Source organism: Parahaliea mediterranea, assembly GCF_017255185.1.
Taxonomy (GTDB): domain Bacteria; phylum Pseudomonadota; class Gammaproteobacteria; order Pseudomonadales; family Halieaceae; genus JAFKCZ01.
Window position 1 is genome coordinate 22,916 of record NZ_JAFKCZ010000016.1, and the last position, 15,801, is coordinate 38,716.

The window sequence follows — 15,801 nt, forward strand, 5'->3', positions numbered from 1 at the left end:
CCGTCGCGCCCGGCGCGGCCGCCGCTGCGCCCGGCCGCCATAAGGCGTATAATCCGCGCTTTTTCACCCCGGCAGGATCCATGTCAGAGCTCAGCAAGGACATCAGCAGTCGCCGCACCTTCGCGATCATCTCCCACCCGGACGCCGGTAAGACAACGATTACCGAGAAACTGCTGCTGCTCGGCCAGGCGATCCAGGTGGCGGGCAGCGTCAAGGGCAAGAAAGGCCCCCACGCCACTTCCGACTGGATGAGCATGGAGCAGGAGCGGGGCATCTCGGTGACCTCCTCGGTGATGCAGTTTCCCTACCGCGAACGCACCGTGAACCTGCTCGACACGCCCGGTCACGAGGATTTCTCCGAGGATACCTACCGCACGCTGACCGCGGTGGACTCCGCGCTGATGGTGATCGATGGCGCCAAGGGGGTGGAGGATCGCACCATCAAGCTGATGAACGTGTGCCGCCTGCGGGACACGCCGATCTTCAGCTTCGTCAACAAGATGGACCGGGATATTCGCGACCCCATCGAGCTGCTGGACGAGATCGAGGAAGTGCTGGCGATCCAGGGCGCGCCGATCAACTGGCCGATCGGCATGGGCAGCCTGTTCAAGGGGGTCTACAACCTCTACACCGACGTGATCCACCAGTACACCCCGGGGCAGGGCAGCGTGCTGCCCGAGGACAAGCGCATCGCGGGACTGGACTCCGAGGCCGCCCGCGAGCTGCTGGGGGAGGACTACGAGGATTTCGTGGACGAGATCGAACTGGTGCGCGGCGCCAGCCATACCTTCGACCTCGAGGCTTTTCTCGCCGGCAAGCTGAGCCCGGTGTTCTTCGGCACCGCGCTGGGCAACTTCGGCGTGCGGGAGATGCTCGACGACTTTGTACAGTGGGCCCCGCCGCCCCAGGACCGCGAAGCCACCAGCCGCCCGGTGGGCGCCGGCGAGGAGAGCTTTTCGGGCTTTGTGTTCAAGATCCAGGCCAATATGGACCCGCGCCACCGCGACCGCATCGCCTTTCTGCGCGTGTGTTCCGGCGAGTACCGCAAAGGCATGAAAATGCGCCATACGCGTATCGCCAAGGATGTGAAGATCGCCGACGCGGTGACCTTCAAGGCCGGCGAACGGGTGCTGGTGGAGCGGGCCGTCTCTGGCGATATCATCGGCCTGCACAACCACGGCACCATCCAGATCGGCGATACCTTCACCGAGGGCGAGGAGCTGCAGTTCACGGGCATTCCCCATTTCGCCCCGGAGCTGTTCCGCCGTATTCGCCTCAAGGACCCGATGAAGTCCAAACAGTTGCAAAAGGGCCTGCAACAGCTCTCCGAGGAGGGTTCGACCCAGGTTTTCGCGCCGATCAAATCCACCGACCTGATCGTGGGCGCCGTCGGCCAGTTGCAGTTCGACGTGGTGTCCTACCGGCTCAAGGACGAGTACAAGGTGGAGGCGATGTACGAGCCGGTCAACGTGTACACCGCGCGCTGGGTTTACTGTGACGACGAGCGCAAGCTGGAAGAGTTCCGCAAGAAGGCGGCGGACCAGCTCTCCATCGACGGCGGCGGCTACCTCACCTATCTGGCGCCCACCCGGGTCAACCTGTCGCTGATGGAGGAGCGCTGGCCGGATATCGAGTTCCGCGCCACCCGCGAGCACTGAGGCCTCACGGCGCGGCCCCGTGCCGTGTGGTGCCGAGGGTGCCTTGGTCGAATGAATTCGACCCTACAGGGTGTGGAGTGGGCCTCCCTGTAGGGCGGACAGCGGGCCCCTCTTTTCGGGTCATTCATTCCGCCGCTTTTTGGTCGAATAAATTCGACCCTACAGGGAGAGTGGGCTGCCTTGGTCGAATAAATTCGACCCTACATGGGGCTTTCTGTAGGGCTGAATTTAGTCGGCCATTCGCGCGCGGTGGTGGCCGAAAGCCGCCCTGCAAGCGCGGGGTCGCCAACCGCGTCACACTTCAGCGATCCGGCGCGCCGCTTGCATAGTGACCACAGTGACTGTGTGGGATACTTGTGCTGGTTCTGAGTGCCGTCTTGGGGAATCCCCATACTGAGCGTTGCTCTGCGCAGAGCCGACACCGATTCGAAAGATAGGCAAGCTCCCGTGCTCTGGCGCCACCACCACCCGGACATCACTGTCGACGACCCGCGCTACCGCCAGGTGGCGCTGCTCTACGCCTTTATTTTGATCATGGCGCTGTATTTCGGCGTCATCGGTACTCTCAACCTGGTCCTGTTCGGCGACGAGGCTATCGCCCTGTTCGATTTCGCCGGTTTCGCCTGCACCTTGGGTATTTACGCCTACACGCGCCGCACCGCGCAATTCCGGCGCGCCAGCTGGGCCGCGGTGCTCACCCTGATCGGCGTTCTTGCCGGCTTTACCTGGTTGGCCCGGGGGGCGAGCTATTCCCTGCTGTGGATTACGGTATTGCCGCCCATCGCCTTTTTCCTGCTGGGGGTGCGCGCCGGATCGTGGGTGACCGGCCTGTTTTTCACGTTTGTCATGGTCTTCCTGGCGGTGGTCGAGCCCAACTGGCACCAGGTGCACCTCAGCCAGGGGGCGCTGTTGAACTTTGCCGAGGTGATGACCGCCCACTGGTTCCTGTTTCGCCACTACGAAATATCCCGCACCGAGGCCTACCAGCAACTGAAGGAGAGCGCGGCCATCGATCGCCTGACCGGTTTGTGGAACCGCATGCGGCTCGACGAGGCGCTTGCCGACACGCTGGCGCTGGCGCGCAGGACCGGGCGCGGTACCGCGGTATTGCTGGCGGATGTCGATCACTTCAAGCAGATCAACGACGTCCACGGGCACCTGATGGGCGACGATGTGTTGCGTGAAATCGCCCGTATTTTACAGCGCGGTATCCGCCACACCGACCGTGTGGGCCGCTGGGGCGGCGAGGAGTTCCTGGTGTTGTGCCCCGACACCGATGCCGAGGGCGCGCGTATCCTGGCGGAGAAGGTTCGCGCGGCGGTGGCCGCGGGCGACTACCCCGCCGGGGTGGCGGTCACCGTCAGTGTGGGGGTGGCCGCGGCTCGCGGCGACCTCGACGCGGACCAGTTCCTGCAAATCGCCGACCGGCAGCTGTACCGCGCCAAGGCTGGGGGCCGCGATTGCGTCATGGTCGAGCAGTCCGACGGGGCGACGGTAAAGCCGTGAGTCGGGGGGCTGCGCCGCCCGGTTCGCGGCGGCGCACGGCGACACTCAGCCCAGGAGGGCGTCGATATCCTTTTCGATATCCCCCGGCTTGGTCATCGGCGCGTAGCGCTTGATGACCTTGCCGGAGCCGTCCACCAGGAACTTGGTGAAATTCCATTTGATGCGCTGGGAGCCAAGGGCGCCGGGGGCCGCTTTTTTGAGGTGCTTGTACAGCGGGTCGGCGGCGTCGCCATTGACCTCGATCTTGCCGAACATGGGGAAGCTGACACCGTAGTTGAGCTGGCAGAACTCCATGATCTCGCCGTTGCTGCCGGGGTCCTGCTTGCCGAACTGGTTGCAGGGGAAGCCGAGAATCTCCAGGCCGCGCTCGCGGTATTTCTGGTACAGCTGCTCCAGGCCTTCGAACTGGGGGGTAAAGCCGCACTTGGAGGCGGTATTTACCACCAGCAGTACCTTGCCTCTGTAATCACCCAGCGATCTGGCCTCGCCGGTGGGTGACTGGCAGGTGAAGTCGTAGATGGAATCGGTCATGTGGTCCCCTTGTTATTGGCTGGCTCGGCGCCATTATGGCACTCCGGTCTCCTACGCGGAAAGCGGCCAGCCGGATCAGGCGGCTTGCGATCAGGCGGTCTGCGATCAGGGGAAAGGCCGCGCTCAGGCGGCCTGCGCTCAGGCGGCCTGGGGCTGGACTTGCTGCATCAGCATCGACAGGCGCTTGCGCTGCATCTTCAACGAGTACTCCAGCTCCTTGAACTTGGTGCGCAGGGCGGCGTGTTCCCACTTGTGCAGCAGGGCCAGCTTGCGCTCCTCGATGGCGCCTTCGAGTTCCGCCACCTTGCGTTCGTAGCGCTCCGCCTGCAGGGCCTTCCACTGGTTCACCGACTCGGTGAAGAGCTGGTATTCGCGTTCCAGGCTCGCCAGCAGGGGGGCGGGATTCTCGGCCCGCTCCAGCTTGCGCCGCGCGCGCTCGAACTGGGTGTCGAGGATGGCGCGCTGGATCTTGAAGTTGGGGATCCGGGTCAGGTTCCGGGCCAGGCCCAGGCGGGAACAGAGATTGATCATCCACTTGGTGGGATCCCACTGGTACCAGCGGATGCCGTTGCGGTAGTCGGTTTGGAAGATGTGGTGGTAGTTGTGGTAGCCCTCGCCGTAGGTGAGGAAGGCCAAAAAGCCGTTGTCCCGGGCGCTGTTGGACTCGGTGTAGGGACGGCTGCCCCAGAAATGGGCCAGGGAGTTGATGAAAAAGGTCACATGGTGGTTGACCACCAGCCGCAGCAGGCCCACTAGCAACAGGGTGCCGATGATATCGCCGTGCCAGACGCCCAGCAGCAGCGGCAGGCCCACGTTCATGAACACCGTCAGCGCTACGTAGTGCCGGTGCTGCCACATCACTACCGGATCGCGCTGCAGGTCCCGCGCGTTGCTGAAATCGGGGTCGTTGCTGTTGTACTTGCGCAGCATCCAGCCCATATGGCTGAACCACAGTCCGCGGCTGGCGGAGTAGGGGTCGCGGTGGTCGTCGTCCACGTGGCGGTGGTGGCGGCGGTGATCGGAAGCCCAGATCAGGATACTGTTCTGCAGGGCGCCCGCGCCCCAGAAGGCAAAAAACCACTTCAGCGCCGGGTGGGCCTCGTAGGCTTTGTGGGCCCACAGGCGGTGGTAGCCCCCGGTGATGGACATGCCATTTAGGTAGAGAAAGGCCAGGGCCCACAGCCACTGGAAACCATCGTAGCCGCGGTACAGGCCCCACAGGGGCACCAGCACCAGCGCGGCGAGCGGAAGGCCGACGAAAATGGTCACGTTGACCGGGTTTAGCGGCGGCTTGGGGGTCGGTTGGGTCATCGCCGGAACGGACCTCGCAGATCGTAAAAGAAGCGAATGGTAACTTTTTTGGCCGAAAAAGTCTTCCGGCGCACTCGGGGCAGTGTGGCAGCTCGCAGGCGCCAATGCCATGATTTCCGCCCGCGAATTGCCGCCGCAGGTGGCGGTCGGATACAGTATCATGCGCTCTTCCGCGGGGGGCCGTCGCCCGCCAGTGCCAATGCCGCCACCATTTTCGCCAACGTCGCCGCCACTCGTGAGTGCGCGGTCGCCACAAGGGGAAACGAGGGAATCCATGACCCAGGCCAAGTTCACCCGGGGCTCCACCATGCGCCATGTGCTGGCCATGACCGGCGCCTCCGCCACCGGCCTCATCGCCATGTTCGGGGTCGATCTAGTGGACATGTATTTTCTCACCTTGCTGGACGATCACTCGCTGGTGGCGGCGGTGGGCTACGCCGGCACGCTGATCTACTTCCTGGTGTCGGTGAGCATCGGTTTGCAGATCGCCCTGGGCGCCCTGGTGGCCCGGGCCGAGGGCGCGCATCGGCGCGATCTCGCCGGGCGCTACTGCGGCAATGGCCTGCTGTTCAATTTCCTGGTATCGATGCTGATCAGCGTGGTGGCCTGGTTTTACCTGCGCGAGTTGTTGTCGCTGCTGGGAGCCGCGGGGCCGGCGCTGGAATACGCGCAGAGCTACGGCGGCATCCTGTTGCCGAATATTCCGGTGATGGTGCTGGGCATGAGCGCCGCCGCCGGGGTGCGCGCCATCGGCGACGCCCGGCGCTCGATGTGGGCGACCCTGATCGGCTCGGCGGTGAACGCGGCGCTGGACCCGCTGTTTATTTTTACCTTTGGCTGGGGGCTCGAAGGTGCCGCGGTGGCGTCAGTGATCTCGCGCTGGGCAGTGTTGCTGGTGGCCTGGCGCGCCGTGTATCACGTCCACCGCCTGCCGCGACGCGGCAGTCTCCGGGAGTTTCGCACCGACCTGCGGCCCCTGCTGGCGATCGCCGGGCCGGCAGTGCTCACCAACCTCGCCACCCCCATTGGTAACAGCGTCGTGCTGCGCACCATGTCCCAGTTCGGCGACGGGGCGGTGGCCGGGGCGGCCATCCTCGGTCGCATCAGCCCGGTGGCTTTCGCCGCGGTGTTCGCCCTCTCCGGGGCGGTGGGGCCGATCATCGGCCAGAACGCCGGCGCCGGCCTGTTCGGCCGGGTGCGCGAGACCCTGGTCAATGCCCTGGTTTTCAATGCCGGCTATGTCCTGCTGGTGTGGGGCCTGCTGTGGCTGGGCAGCGGCCTGATCGTTTCCGCCTTCTCCGCCGAGCCCGCGGCGGCGGAGTTGATCCTGTTCTACTGTCACGCGCTGGTGTGGGCCTTTTTCTTCAACGGCGGCCTGTTCGTGGCCAACGCCAGTTTCAACAACCTGCACCATCCCCATTGGGCCACCGCCTTCAACTTCGGCAAGGTGCTGCTGGGTATCGTGCCCGCGGTGTACCTGGGCGCGCAGTGGTACGGTGCCCGCGGCGTGCTGGCCGGCGAGGCTGTCGGCATGGTGGTGTTCGGGCTGTTTGGCGCGGTGGCGAGTTTCGCGCTGGTATCCCGGCTGGAGCGGGACTACCAGCCCCTGCCCGGGGCGGGCCTGGCGGCGGCCCCGCGCGTCGCCGGCCTGCGCTCTTCCAGCTGACCGCGGAGGGATGCCCCGGGGGAGTCGCCTGGGGTCGGGACGCGGGGCATCGCGGCACAACGGCCCTTTTTATGTAGTCTGAACAGGCCCCAGCTGCTCCCGCAGCCATGTCTGTAGCGCGTCGACAGCCCGAACCCCCTGGCTCCGCTCGGGCACGACTGTGTAGTAGTGCAATCTCGGCAGTAGCGCGGTGACGTCTTCCAGTCCGGCGGTCAGCCAGCCGTTGGCCAGCGCCGTGCCGATCAGCACGCGGCTGACGACCGCGATACCCTGGCCGGCCAGTGCCGCCTGTACGGTTTGGTTTTCATCATCGAAATAGTGCACGTCGAAGCCTTGCGGTAGCGGCCAGTGCGGGGTCATCAGTGCTTTGAGGTCCGGGGAGGGCAGGTCGGGGTTTTTCATGCGGGTCGCAAACAGGGTGGCGGCGGCCTGCCGCGTCAGCGCCGTCCAGTAGCCGGGGCTCGCGAAGCAGCCCACCGATTCCTGTAGCAGGGAGGTGGCTCCCGCGGCCGCAGCGGGGTACTCCCCGTAGCGCACGGCCATATCGATATCCCCCTCCCGGGACAGGTCAAGCACCGCGTCCTCCGCGGCAATTTTTACCGTGATATCCGGATGCCGGCGCTGAAAGTCAGGCAGGTTCGCCGCCAGCCACAATGCGGCGAACGAGCGGGTCGTGCTGATCGTCACCGCCTGCGGCGAGGCGCCCAGGCGATTCACCGCGAGTTGCAGCTCGCGCAACGCAGTGTGGGCCGCCAGCGCCAGGGCTTCGCCCTCGCGGGTCAGGGTGACTTGCCGTGTCCCGCGATCAAACAGCGTGACTTTCAGGTGCCGTTCGAGGGCGCGAATCTGGTGCGAAACCGCCGTTGGCGAGACGTGCAGTTCGGCCGCGGCGTGCTTGAAGCTTAGCCTTCTGGCGGCGGATTCGAAGGTCCTGATGCTGCTCAGGGAGGGGAGTCGTGTGAACACCGGGCAACCTATAGATGAGTTTAATTCATGCTATGGAAAATATTTTACCTTTGTCAACTGGCTGATGTGGAAAGAAAATTTCCGGGTATTGAGCGACTAACCCCAGAGGAAATTACATGAAAACCATTTTGCATATTGATTCCAGTGCTCGGCGCGGCGACAACCCGGTGTCTGGACATGGCTCCATCTCCAGGCGCCTCGGTGCGCGATTCATCAGGGAATGGACACAACATTCGTCGGCGCATAGGGTCATTCATCGCGACGTGGGCCTTTGCCCGCCCCCCTTTATTTCGCAGGACTGGATCGCCGCGGCCTTCACCCCGCCGGCGCAGCGCAGTCCGGCGCAGGTGGAGCTATTGGCGCTCTCTGACCAGTTGATTGATGAAGTGCGCCGGGCAGATGTCATCGTCATTACCGCTCCCATGTACAACTACGGGATGCCGGCGGCGCTGAAGGCCTGGTTTGACCAGATTGTGCGCGTCAACGAAACCTTTACCTTTGACCTCGACAGGGGAGATTTTCCCCTGGCTCCGGTGTTCTCGGGCAAGACCCTGGTGCTGCTGGCCTCGACCGGCGAGTTTGGCTTTGGCCTTGGTGGCGTGCGTGAACACATGAACCATCTCGGTCCGCACATCGAGGTTCTCGGTCACTATCTGGGTGTTGAGCGCTTTCATGAAATCCGCGTGGAGTACCAGGAGTTTGGCGATGACCGCCACGCGGCCTCCATCGAGCGCGCGCGGCGGGCGGTGGTCGATCTCGCCGGTGAGTTGATCGGCTCAACGCCGAAGAAGTGGCCGCCGGATACCGCCAGTGCAGCGCTTCGCTAGAGTCGTTCGAGGTAGCTCTGGTATTCCAGGGCGGTGATGCGCCGCCGGAACTCGTCGATTTCCTGGGTTTTGGTGAGGGTAAAGATGCGCTGCAGTTCGCCGCCCAGGGCCGAGCGGATAAAGTCCGATTGGCTGAACAGTTCCAGCGCCTCGTGCATGTAGCCCGGCAGGGGCGGAATCCCCTGCACGGCGTAGCCGTCGCCGTTGGTGGGTTTGGGCGCCGGCATTTGTTGCTCCATGCCCTCGAGCATGGCGCCGAGTATCACCGCGAGCAACAGGTAGGGGTTGGCGTCGGCGCCGGCCACCCGGTGCTCCAGGCGTCGCGCGGCGTGGCTGCCGGCGGGCACGCGCACCGCGACGGTGCGATTCTCGTAGCCCCAGGTGGCGTAGATCGGTGCGTGGGAGCCGCTCTGGAAGCGTCGATAGCCGTTGTAGCTCGGCGCGAAAATCGCCAGCGACTCCGGCATGTGGCGCAGGCAGCCGGCGATGGCGTGGTGCAACAGGGGCGTGCCGCGTTCGCTGCCGTCATCGAAAACATTGTTGCCGTTTGCGTCCAGCAGGCTGCAGTGCACATGCAGGCCGTTGCCGGATTCATCCTCGAAGGGTTTGGGCATGAAGCTGGCCACCAGGCCGTAGCGGGCCGCCACGCCCTTGATCAGCCGCTTCATCATCAGGATCTGCTTGGCCGCCAGCACCGGGTTGTCGACGTGGTGCATGTTGATTTCGTACTGGGAGGGGGCGGACTCCTTCACCACGCCGTCGAAGGGCAGGTCCTGGAGCTCGCAGGCGCGGCGCAGTTCATCCATCATTTCCCGGTGCTGGTTGAGCACGTCCAGGGCGTACATGTTGCCGCCCACCGGGTTGTGGCCGGCGGGGGCCGGGCAGCTGTGGCGGGGGTTGTCGGCATCCACGGTCAGCAGGCTGAATTCCAGTTCCGCGGCGACCACCGGGGTCCAGCCCGCCTCCTGGTAGCGGGACACCACCTGCTTGAGGACGTGTCGCGGGTCGCCGAGGTAGGGCGTGCCATCGGCCTCGAACATCGACAGCATGATCTGGCCGTGCTGTCCGCCAGGGGCCCAGGGCGCGGGGAGCAGGGAACCCTCCACCGGTCGGCAGATACCGTCGGCGTCGCCGGAGGCGAACACCAACTCCTCCACGTCGCGACCCCAGATGTCGAGGCTCAGCGCGGTGCGGGGGAGTTTGAGTTCGCCGTCGAAAATCTTGCCCAGTTTGTGCCGTGGCAGCCATTTGCCGCGCATGATCCCGTTGCAGTCGGGCAGCAGGGCTTCGATTGTGGTGATTTCGGGGTGAGCCCGTAAAAACCAGTCGGCTTCCAGGGACATCGGGGCTCCGTAGCGGTGGGTTAGCGCGTACTATCGGGGCGCGCGTGGCTTTGCTCAATACCCCGGATTGGGCAGCGTTGGCAGTGGCTGATCTAGCGCGGCGCCATGTACACGCTGAGCGGGTCGCCACCGGCGGCCTCGCCGAGGCAGCTCATGGCGTTGATGAACAGGGAGAACAGGTCGGTCTGGGAACTGACGTCCAGCTTGCGGTAAATACTCTTGCGGTGGCGGCGCACGGTTTCCACCGCGATCTCGAGCTTTTGCGCCGAGACATCGGTGCCGTAGCCCCGCAGCATCATCTCCAGCACGTCTTTTTCCCGAGGCGAGAGCATGGACGCGCCGAATGTGCGGAAGGCGAGGTCGATCTGGTGATTGATGCCGGGCTGGATCAGATTGTTGACCGCGAAGTCATTGTGCTCGGAGTGGGTCTTGAGCAGTTCCGATACCGGCTCCGCCAGCAGGTAGAGGGTTTCGTATTCCTCGTCGCTGAACTCGCCGTGCCCGGGCAGGCGCATCATGCACAGGTTGATCACGTTGCCCGCGGCGAGCTTGGCCAGGTAGACCGCTTCGTCCACGGTGCCGGTGTCGGCGTAGTAGTCCCGGTAGTAGTCAGATTCCTTGATCTTGTTGTGAGTCAGGCGCGCGAGGCGGTAGATCTTGGACCGGGGCTGGTTCATGGAGGCCTGGTAGAAGGGGTCTTCCCGGTAGGGGCCGTCGAGATACTGGTCCACCTGGGAGGCGACGGCGCGCTCGGGTATTTCGTGGTACAGCACCCGGGGCGGAAGGTCGCGGTGGTACAGCCAGATTTGCGGGTAATCGATGCGCACCTGGCCGCGAATGGCCGCGATAAGGGCGGGAAAAAATTGATCGCTGCCAAGCGCGCCGATGGCGCGGGAGATATCCCGGTTCCACTTGCTCAGCTGCTGGATGTTACTCATCTGCTGTTATTTTTGGCTCGCCCCGAGCGGACATATTGGGCAGCCCCCGGGGGGATGTCAAATGGCGTCCAACAGCCGCGATCGCCGGACGGCGGAGGCGGGAAAGCGGTCGCCGGTTCAATAAGCTGTATAGCCCGCCTGTGGCGCCCGCTCGGGGGCGCTATACTGGGGCCCGAAAAGCATATCACAGGAGGCATCGGGGCGTGGCGGAGAGGCTCTCAAATGTCGGGCGGTGGCGCGGCGAGGTAGCCGCGGGTTTTGTCGAGGCCCTGCTGGCCCAGGGCGGGGCCGCGGGCCATAATCCGGCGGAATTGCTGCGCCGGGCCCGCTTCCCCTATGACCCCCTGCGCCGGGCCAGTGTCACCGCGGTGGTTTCCCGGCGCCAGTACAGCCGTTTGGCCGCGGCCCTGTTCCGGGCCCTGGACGACGAGGCCGGTGGCGGCATGCCCGACGGCCCCACGCCGGTGGGTACCGCCCGCATGCTGGCGTTCAGTATTCTCGGCAGCCAAAACCTGGCCATGGCGCTGCGCCGGGCCATAGAGTTCAATCGCTGCTGCCGCCTGAGCCGGGGCGTGGTCGCGGACAATGTCCTGGCGGTTGACCAGGACACGCGCCTGGCGACCCTGAGTTACCACATGCCGGGCTCGCCCGGGGCACAGCAGCGACTGCTGTGCGGCCTGGCGATCTGGCTGCGCTTCTGCGGCTGGTTGATCGGCCAGCACATCGATGTGGTCGGGGCGCGATGCGCCGCCGATGCGCCGGCAAACCCGATGGAACTGCGGCACTTTTTTCCCTGTCCGGTCAGTTTTGGCGCCGCTGACAACGCGGTGACCTTTTCCTCGCGTCACCTGGAAGCGGAATTGCTGCGCGACGAGGGCGAGCTGGAAAGCTACCTGGCCATGGCGCCGTACTATCTGGTGGTGGAGCCCAAGCCCAGCGCGCGGAGTATCACCCATCGCATCCGCGAATTGCTGGGCGATGATTTTCGCTGCGACATGCCGAGTTTCGACGAACTCACCGGCTTGCTGAACATGTCGGCGCGTACCCTGCGTCGCCGTCTCGAGCGCGAGGGCACCTCCTATCAGCGGATAAAGGACAACGCGCGCCGCGATGCCGCTATCGCGATGCTGGGGCGCGAGGGGATGACCGTGGGCGAGGTAGCGGAGTGGGTGGGCTTTTCCGACCCCAGTGCGTTCCACCGTTCCTTCAAGAAATGGACCGGAGTGTCGCCGGGGGCTTTCCGCCGGAGTTCGTAACAGCGGCCTGAAAAAGCCCTTTGGACTTTTTCAGGTCATCCTTGCCGCGCATCCGCGCAACAAAACACACACGGGCAATCATGCGCCAGTGGCCTTGAGGTCGCCCGCCACCGCCGTGGGCGACGGCAAAAGCGGCCATTCAATGGCCGGCTGTTCAATCGCCGGCCGGCAAGGCAGTCAATCGGATCAGGGAGCCCAGTGCAGGGGCTGGGTGCGCCAGCGGCTTTTCCAGGCACGTTTTACCTTGTCGCTGTAGCGTCGGCTGCCGCTGCTGCCGTTGTAGGCGGCCAGCGCGCGATGCAGGTGGCCGTCTTCGCGCTCCAGGTAAAACTGCAGGATGCGGCAGCCGTACTCGAGATTGGTGAGGTTGTCCGTCAGGTTGTCATCGGGGCGACCGATCTCGTCCTTCCAGAACGGCATGACCTGCATCATGCCCTGCGCGCCGACGCGGGAGATGGCGAAGCGGTCGAAGTGGCTTTCCACCTCGATGACCGCCAGTACCAGTTCGGGGGGTAGCGCGGCGCGAATGGCGGCGGCGTGGACCTGGCGCAGCAGTACCAGGCGTCGCGAGGGGTCGTCCACAAAGCGGCTGAGCCGGGCCGACATGTCCACCAGCCACACCTCCGCGTCGTAGCGGTCCTGGAAACTGTCGGCGCTGTTGATGGTGCGTTCGAGAAAGCGGCGTAACTCGGCCCGTTCCTGCGAGTCGGCCGGTTGTGCCGCGATCGCGCTGGCCCAGAGGTTGGTCAGCAACAGGCACAGGCCTGCCCACATCCGCGGGCCGGGATGGCGCAGGCGCCGCATCACCGCCGTCAGCGGTCCAGTTTGCGCATCACGTCGGCGAACACGCTGTCCCGTGACAACAATTGCGCCTCGTCGTCGCGGCGGCCCTTGTATTCAATGTTGTCGTCCGCCAGCGCGCGGTCTCCCACCACCAGGCGGTGGGGAATGCCGATCAGTTCCATGTCCGCGAACTTGACGCCGGGGCGCTCGTTGCGATCATCGAGCAGTACCTCCACCCCGGCCTCGCGGAACTGCTGGTACAGCGCCAGGGCGCACTCCGCGACAGCCTCTGATTTGTGCATGTTCAACGGCACGATTACCAGTTCGAAGGGCGCCATTGCCGCCGGCCAGGTGATGCCCCTGTCATCGTGATTCTGCTCGATGGCGGCCGCCACGATGCGGCTGACGCCGATGCCGTAGCACCCCATGGCCATGGTGACGCTCTTGCCGTTTTCGTCCAGCACCGTGGCGTCCATCGCCTCGCTGTACTTGGTGCCCAGCTGGAAGATATGGCCGACCTCGATGCCGCGCTTGATTTGCAGGGTGCCCATGCCGTCGGGGCTGGGGTCGCCGGCCATGACCTCGCGCAGGTCCTCCACGCGTGCCAGCGCGCAGTCGCGCTCCCAGTTCACGCCGGTGAGATGCGCCTCCTCGCGATTGGCGCCGCAGGTGAAATCCGCCAGGTGAGCCGCGCTGCGATCGACGATTACCGGTATGGACAGCCCAACAGGGCCGAGCGAGCCAAAGCCCGCGCCGCAGGTTTTGCGCACGGTGTCCTCGTCGGCCATGGTCAGGGGGTTGGCGATGCCGGCGAGTTTTTCCGCCTTGATTTCATTGAGCTGGTGATCGCCCCGCAGCACCAGCGCCACCAGTACTCCCTCCTCCTCGCCGTTCACCACCAGCGTCTTGACCGTGGTGGCGGGATCGACCTTGAGGAAGCGGGCGAGATCGTCGATGGTTTTGACGCCGGGGGTGGCCACTTCCTGCATTTCCGCTCCGGGTGCGGGGCGTTCGCCCGCCGGTGCCAGGGCCTCGGCCATTTCCACGTTGGCGGCGTAGTCGCTCTGGTCGCTGAAGGCGATGTCGTCCTCGCCGGAACTGGCCAGTACGTGAAACTCGTGCGAGGCGCTGCCGCCGATGCTGCCGGTATCGGCGATGACCGGGCGAAAGTCGAGGCCCAGGCGGGTGAAGATATTGCTGTAGGCGCGGTGCATGACCTCGTAGGTCGCGCCCAGCGACTCGCTGTCGGCGTGGAAGGAGTAGGCGTCCTTCATCAGGAATTCCCGCGAGCGCATGATGCCGAAGCGCGGGCGAATTTCGTCGCGCACCTTGGTCTGGATCTGGTACAGGTTCACCGGCAGCTGCTTGTAGCTTTTGACTTCGTTGCGCACGAGGTCGGTAATGACCTCTTCATGGGTGGGGCCGAGGCAGAAGTCGCGCTCGTGCCGGTCCTTGATGCGCAGCAGCTCGGGGCCGTACTGTTCCCAGCGCCCGGACTCCTGCCACAGCTCCGCGGGTTGCACCATGGGCATGCTCACTTCCAGCGCGCCCGAGCGATCCATTTCCTCGCGCACCACTTGTTCCACCTTGCGCAGAACTTTCAGGCCCAGTGGCAGCCAGGTGTAAAGGCCTGCCGCGAGTTTGCGAATCAACCCGGCCCGGAGCATCAATTGGTGACTGATGACCTCGGCGTCGGCGGGGGTCTCCTTCTGCGTTGCAATGAAGTACTCGGTGGTGCGCATGACGGTTCCAGTGATGTAAAAAAGCGGGCTGTGTAGTTTACGTCCGAACACCTTGTCGGTACAGCTTGGCGCGGGGCTGCCGATATTGCCTCCCTGTCGCGGTGAATTGGGGTGCGATAAGGGCGCTAACACTGAAAAAACAGGGGTTATTTTCGCAGAATGCTCCTAAAACGCTTGTATTGCAGCTTTTCATGATTTATACATTGTCCGAGCCTGGCGTCGGCGCTGATTTCCGCGGTTCGGGGAGCGGGCAGTCAGGGTTTCATGCATGTCCATTTACGTAAAGGAAGGTTGAAAACAACATGGCTACCAGAAAAGCACCAGCGAAGAAAAAGGCTCCGGCCAAGAAGGCAGTGGCTAAAAAAGCTCCCGTCAGGAAAGCACCGGCCAAAAAGGCCGCTCCGGCCAAGAAGGCTACTGCGCTCAAGGACAAAATGACCAAGAGCCAGATTGTCACCAGCATTGCCGAGAGCACCGAGCTGAGCAAGAAACAGGTAGGCGACGTACTGGCCGAGCTGGAAACCCTTATCGAGCGCAGCATCAAGAAGCGTTCCGTGGGCGAGTTCACCCTGCCGGGCCTGATGAAGATCACCACCGTGAAGAAGCCCGCCCGCAAGGCGCGCAAGGGCATCAACCCCTTCACCGGTGAGGAAACCACCTTCAAGGCCAAGCCGGCCAGCGTGGCGGTCAAGGTTCGCCCGCTGAAGAAAATGAAAGAGTTCGCGGCCTCCTAAGGCCCGTTCTCCCGCCAGCTCCCCGCCGGTGCCGGTGGGGAGCTGGCAAGCCCCCCCTGCTTTTCGTGCCGCTTCCGGCGCGAAGGGTTCCCGACCCTCCAAATTCCCGCAGCCCGCGAACTTCTTGGCCTCGATGGCCCCATGGGGTAAAATCCGCGCCTCGATTTTTCTCTGATGCCCCTGTTTAACTGGCGAGAACCCCCATGCCTATCTATGAGTACCAGTGCCAGGCCTGCGGCGAGCTGCACGAGGCCTTGCAGAAGATCAGCGACGACCCCCTGCTGGATTGCCCGGCCTGTGGCGAGCCGCAGTTGAAAAAGAAAGTCTCCGCCGCCGCTTTCCGCCTCAAGGGCGGTGGCTGGTATGAGACGGATTTCAAAACTGGCAGCAAGAAGAACCTCGCCGGCGGACAGGAAGGCGGCGACGGTAAAAGCAAGGACAGCGGCGCCTCGAAAGCCGAGGCCAAGAAAAGCAGCGGCGGCGAAAGCAAGAGCAGCAACCCCGCCTGACCCCGGCCCACTCACCCGATACAGCAACGGA

14 protein-coding genes are annotated in these 15,801 nt (G+C 64.3%); 7 read left to right on the forward strand and 7 right to left on the reverse strand.

Annotation, left to right across the window (positions count from 1 at the left end; translation table 11 throughout):
• The first annotated feature begins 80 nt into the window (after positions 1-80).
• Positions 81-1,658 (forward strand): peptide chain release factor 3, encoded by a 1,578-nt coding sequence (locus JYP50_RS18250; RefSeq protein WP_206561999.1) that lies wholly within the window; start codon positions 81-83, stop codon positions 1,656-1,658.
• Positions 1,659-2,105: 447 nt separating this feature from the next.
• Positions 2,106-3,164, forward strand: a complete 1,059-nt coding sequence (locus JYP50_RS22190) for a diguanylate cyclase (RefSeq protein WP_206562000.1) — start codon at positions 2,106-2,108, stop codon at positions 3,162-3,164.
• 45 nt (positions 3,165-3,209) lie between these two features.
• Here JYP50_RS22190 and JYP50_RS18260 read toward each other — a convergent pair whose 3' ends face one another.
• Positions 3,210-3,695: a glutathione peroxidase gene (locus JYP50_RS18260; RefSeq protein WP_206562001.1), complete on the reverse strand. Its 486-nt coding sequence runs from the start codon at positions 3,693-3,695 to the stop codon at positions 3,210-3,212.
• A gap of 138 nt (positions 3,696-3,833) precedes the next feature.
• The gene (locus JYP50_RS18265; RefSeq protein WP_206562002.1) at positions 3,834-5,006 is read right to left on the reverse strand and encodes a fatty acid desaturase; all 1,173 of its coding nucleotides are present in this window, start codon (positions 5,004-5,006) and stop codon (positions 3,834-3,836) included.
• Positions 5,007-5,280: 274 nt separating this feature from the next.
• Here JYP50_RS18265 and JYP50_RS18270 point away from each other — a divergent pair, with 274 nt between their 5' ends.
• A complete protein-coding gene (locus JYP50_RS18270) occupies positions 5,281-6,672 on the forward strand; it encodes an MATE family efflux transporter (protein ID WP_206562003.1) in 1,392 nt (463 codons plus the stop codon).
• Between the two features lie 69 nt (positions 6,673-6,741).
• Here the strand turns inward: JYP50_RS18270 and JYP50_RS18275 are convergent, their stop codons facing one another.
• Entirely contained in the window at positions 6,742-7,638 is an 897-nt protein-coding gene (locus tag JYP50_RS18275) for a LysR substrate-binding domain-containing protein (protein WP_206562004.1), read from the reverse strand.
• A gap of 116 nt (positions 7,639-7,754) precedes the next feature.
• On the opposite strand from JYP50_RS18275, the gene JYP50_RS18280 reads away from it, so the two are divergent.
• On the forward strand, positions 7,755-8,465 hold the full coding sequence (locus tag JYP50_RS18280; RefSeq protein ID WP_206562005.1) for an FMN-dependent NADH-azoreductase: 711 nt from the start codon (positions 7,755-7,757) through the stop codon (positions 8,463-8,465).
• Here the strand turns inward: JYP50_RS18280 and JYP50_RS18285 are convergent.
• Positions 8,462-9,808, reverse strand: a complete 1,347-nt coding sequence (locus JYP50_RS18285; protein WP_206562006.1) for a glutamine synthetase family protein — start codon at positions 9,806-9,808, stop codon at positions 8,462-8,464. The two genes, JYP50_RS18280 and JYP50_RS18285, sit on opposite strands and share 4 nt — an antisense overlap.
• Positions 9,809-9,900: 92 nt before the next feature.
• Positions 9,901-10,746 carry a helix-turn-helix transcriptional regulator gene (locus tag JYP50_RS18290; RefSeq protein WP_206562007.1) on the reverse strand — a complete coding sequence of 282 codons (846 nt, stop codon included), beginning with the start codon at positions 10,744-10,746 and terminating at the stop codon, positions 9,901-9,903.
• A 203-nt stretch (positions 10,747-10,949) separates the two neighbouring features.
• Here JYP50_RS18290 and JYP50_RS18295 point away from each other — a divergent pair, with 203 nt between their 5' ends.
• On the forward strand, positions 10,950-12,002 hold the full coding sequence (locus JYP50_RS18295) for an AraC family transcriptional regulator ligand-binding domain-containing protein (RefSeq protein WP_206562008.1): 1,053 nt from the start codon (positions 10,950-10,952) through the stop codon (positions 12,000-12,002).
• A gap of 186 nt (positions 12,003-12,188) precedes the next feature.
• On the opposite strand, the gene JYP50_RS18300 is transcribed toward JYP50_RS18295, so the two are convergent.
• Positions 12,189-12,806 (reverse strand): lytic transglycosylase domain-containing protein, encoded by a 618-nt coding sequence (locus tag JYP50_RS18300; protein ID WP_241263302.1) that lies wholly within the window; start codon positions 12,804-12,806, stop codon positions 12,189-12,191.
• Positions 12,807-12,814: 8 nt separating this feature from the next.
• Complete coding sequence (locus JYP50_RS18305) at positions 12,815-14,527, reverse strand: proline--tRNA ligase (protein WP_206562009.1); 1,713 nt, start codon at positions 14,525-14,527, stop codon at positions 12,815-12,817.
• Positions 14,528-14,829: 302 nt separating this feature from the next.
• Between JYP50_RS18305 and JYP50_RS18310 the strand changes: the two genes are divergently transcribed.
• Complete coding sequence (locus tag JYP50_RS18310) at positions 14,830-15,261, forward strand: HU family DNA-binding protein (RefSeq protein WP_206562010.1); 432 nt, start codon at positions 14,830-14,832, stop codon at positions 15,259-15,261.
• Between the two features lie 203 nt (positions 15,262-15,464).
• Positions 15,465-15,770, forward strand: a complete 306-nt coding sequence (locus tag JYP50_RS18315) for an FmdB family zinc ribbon protein (RefSeq protein WP_206562011.1) — start codon at positions 15,465-15,467, stop codon at positions 15,768-15,770.
• Positions 15,771-15,801: the final 31 nt, after the last annotated feature.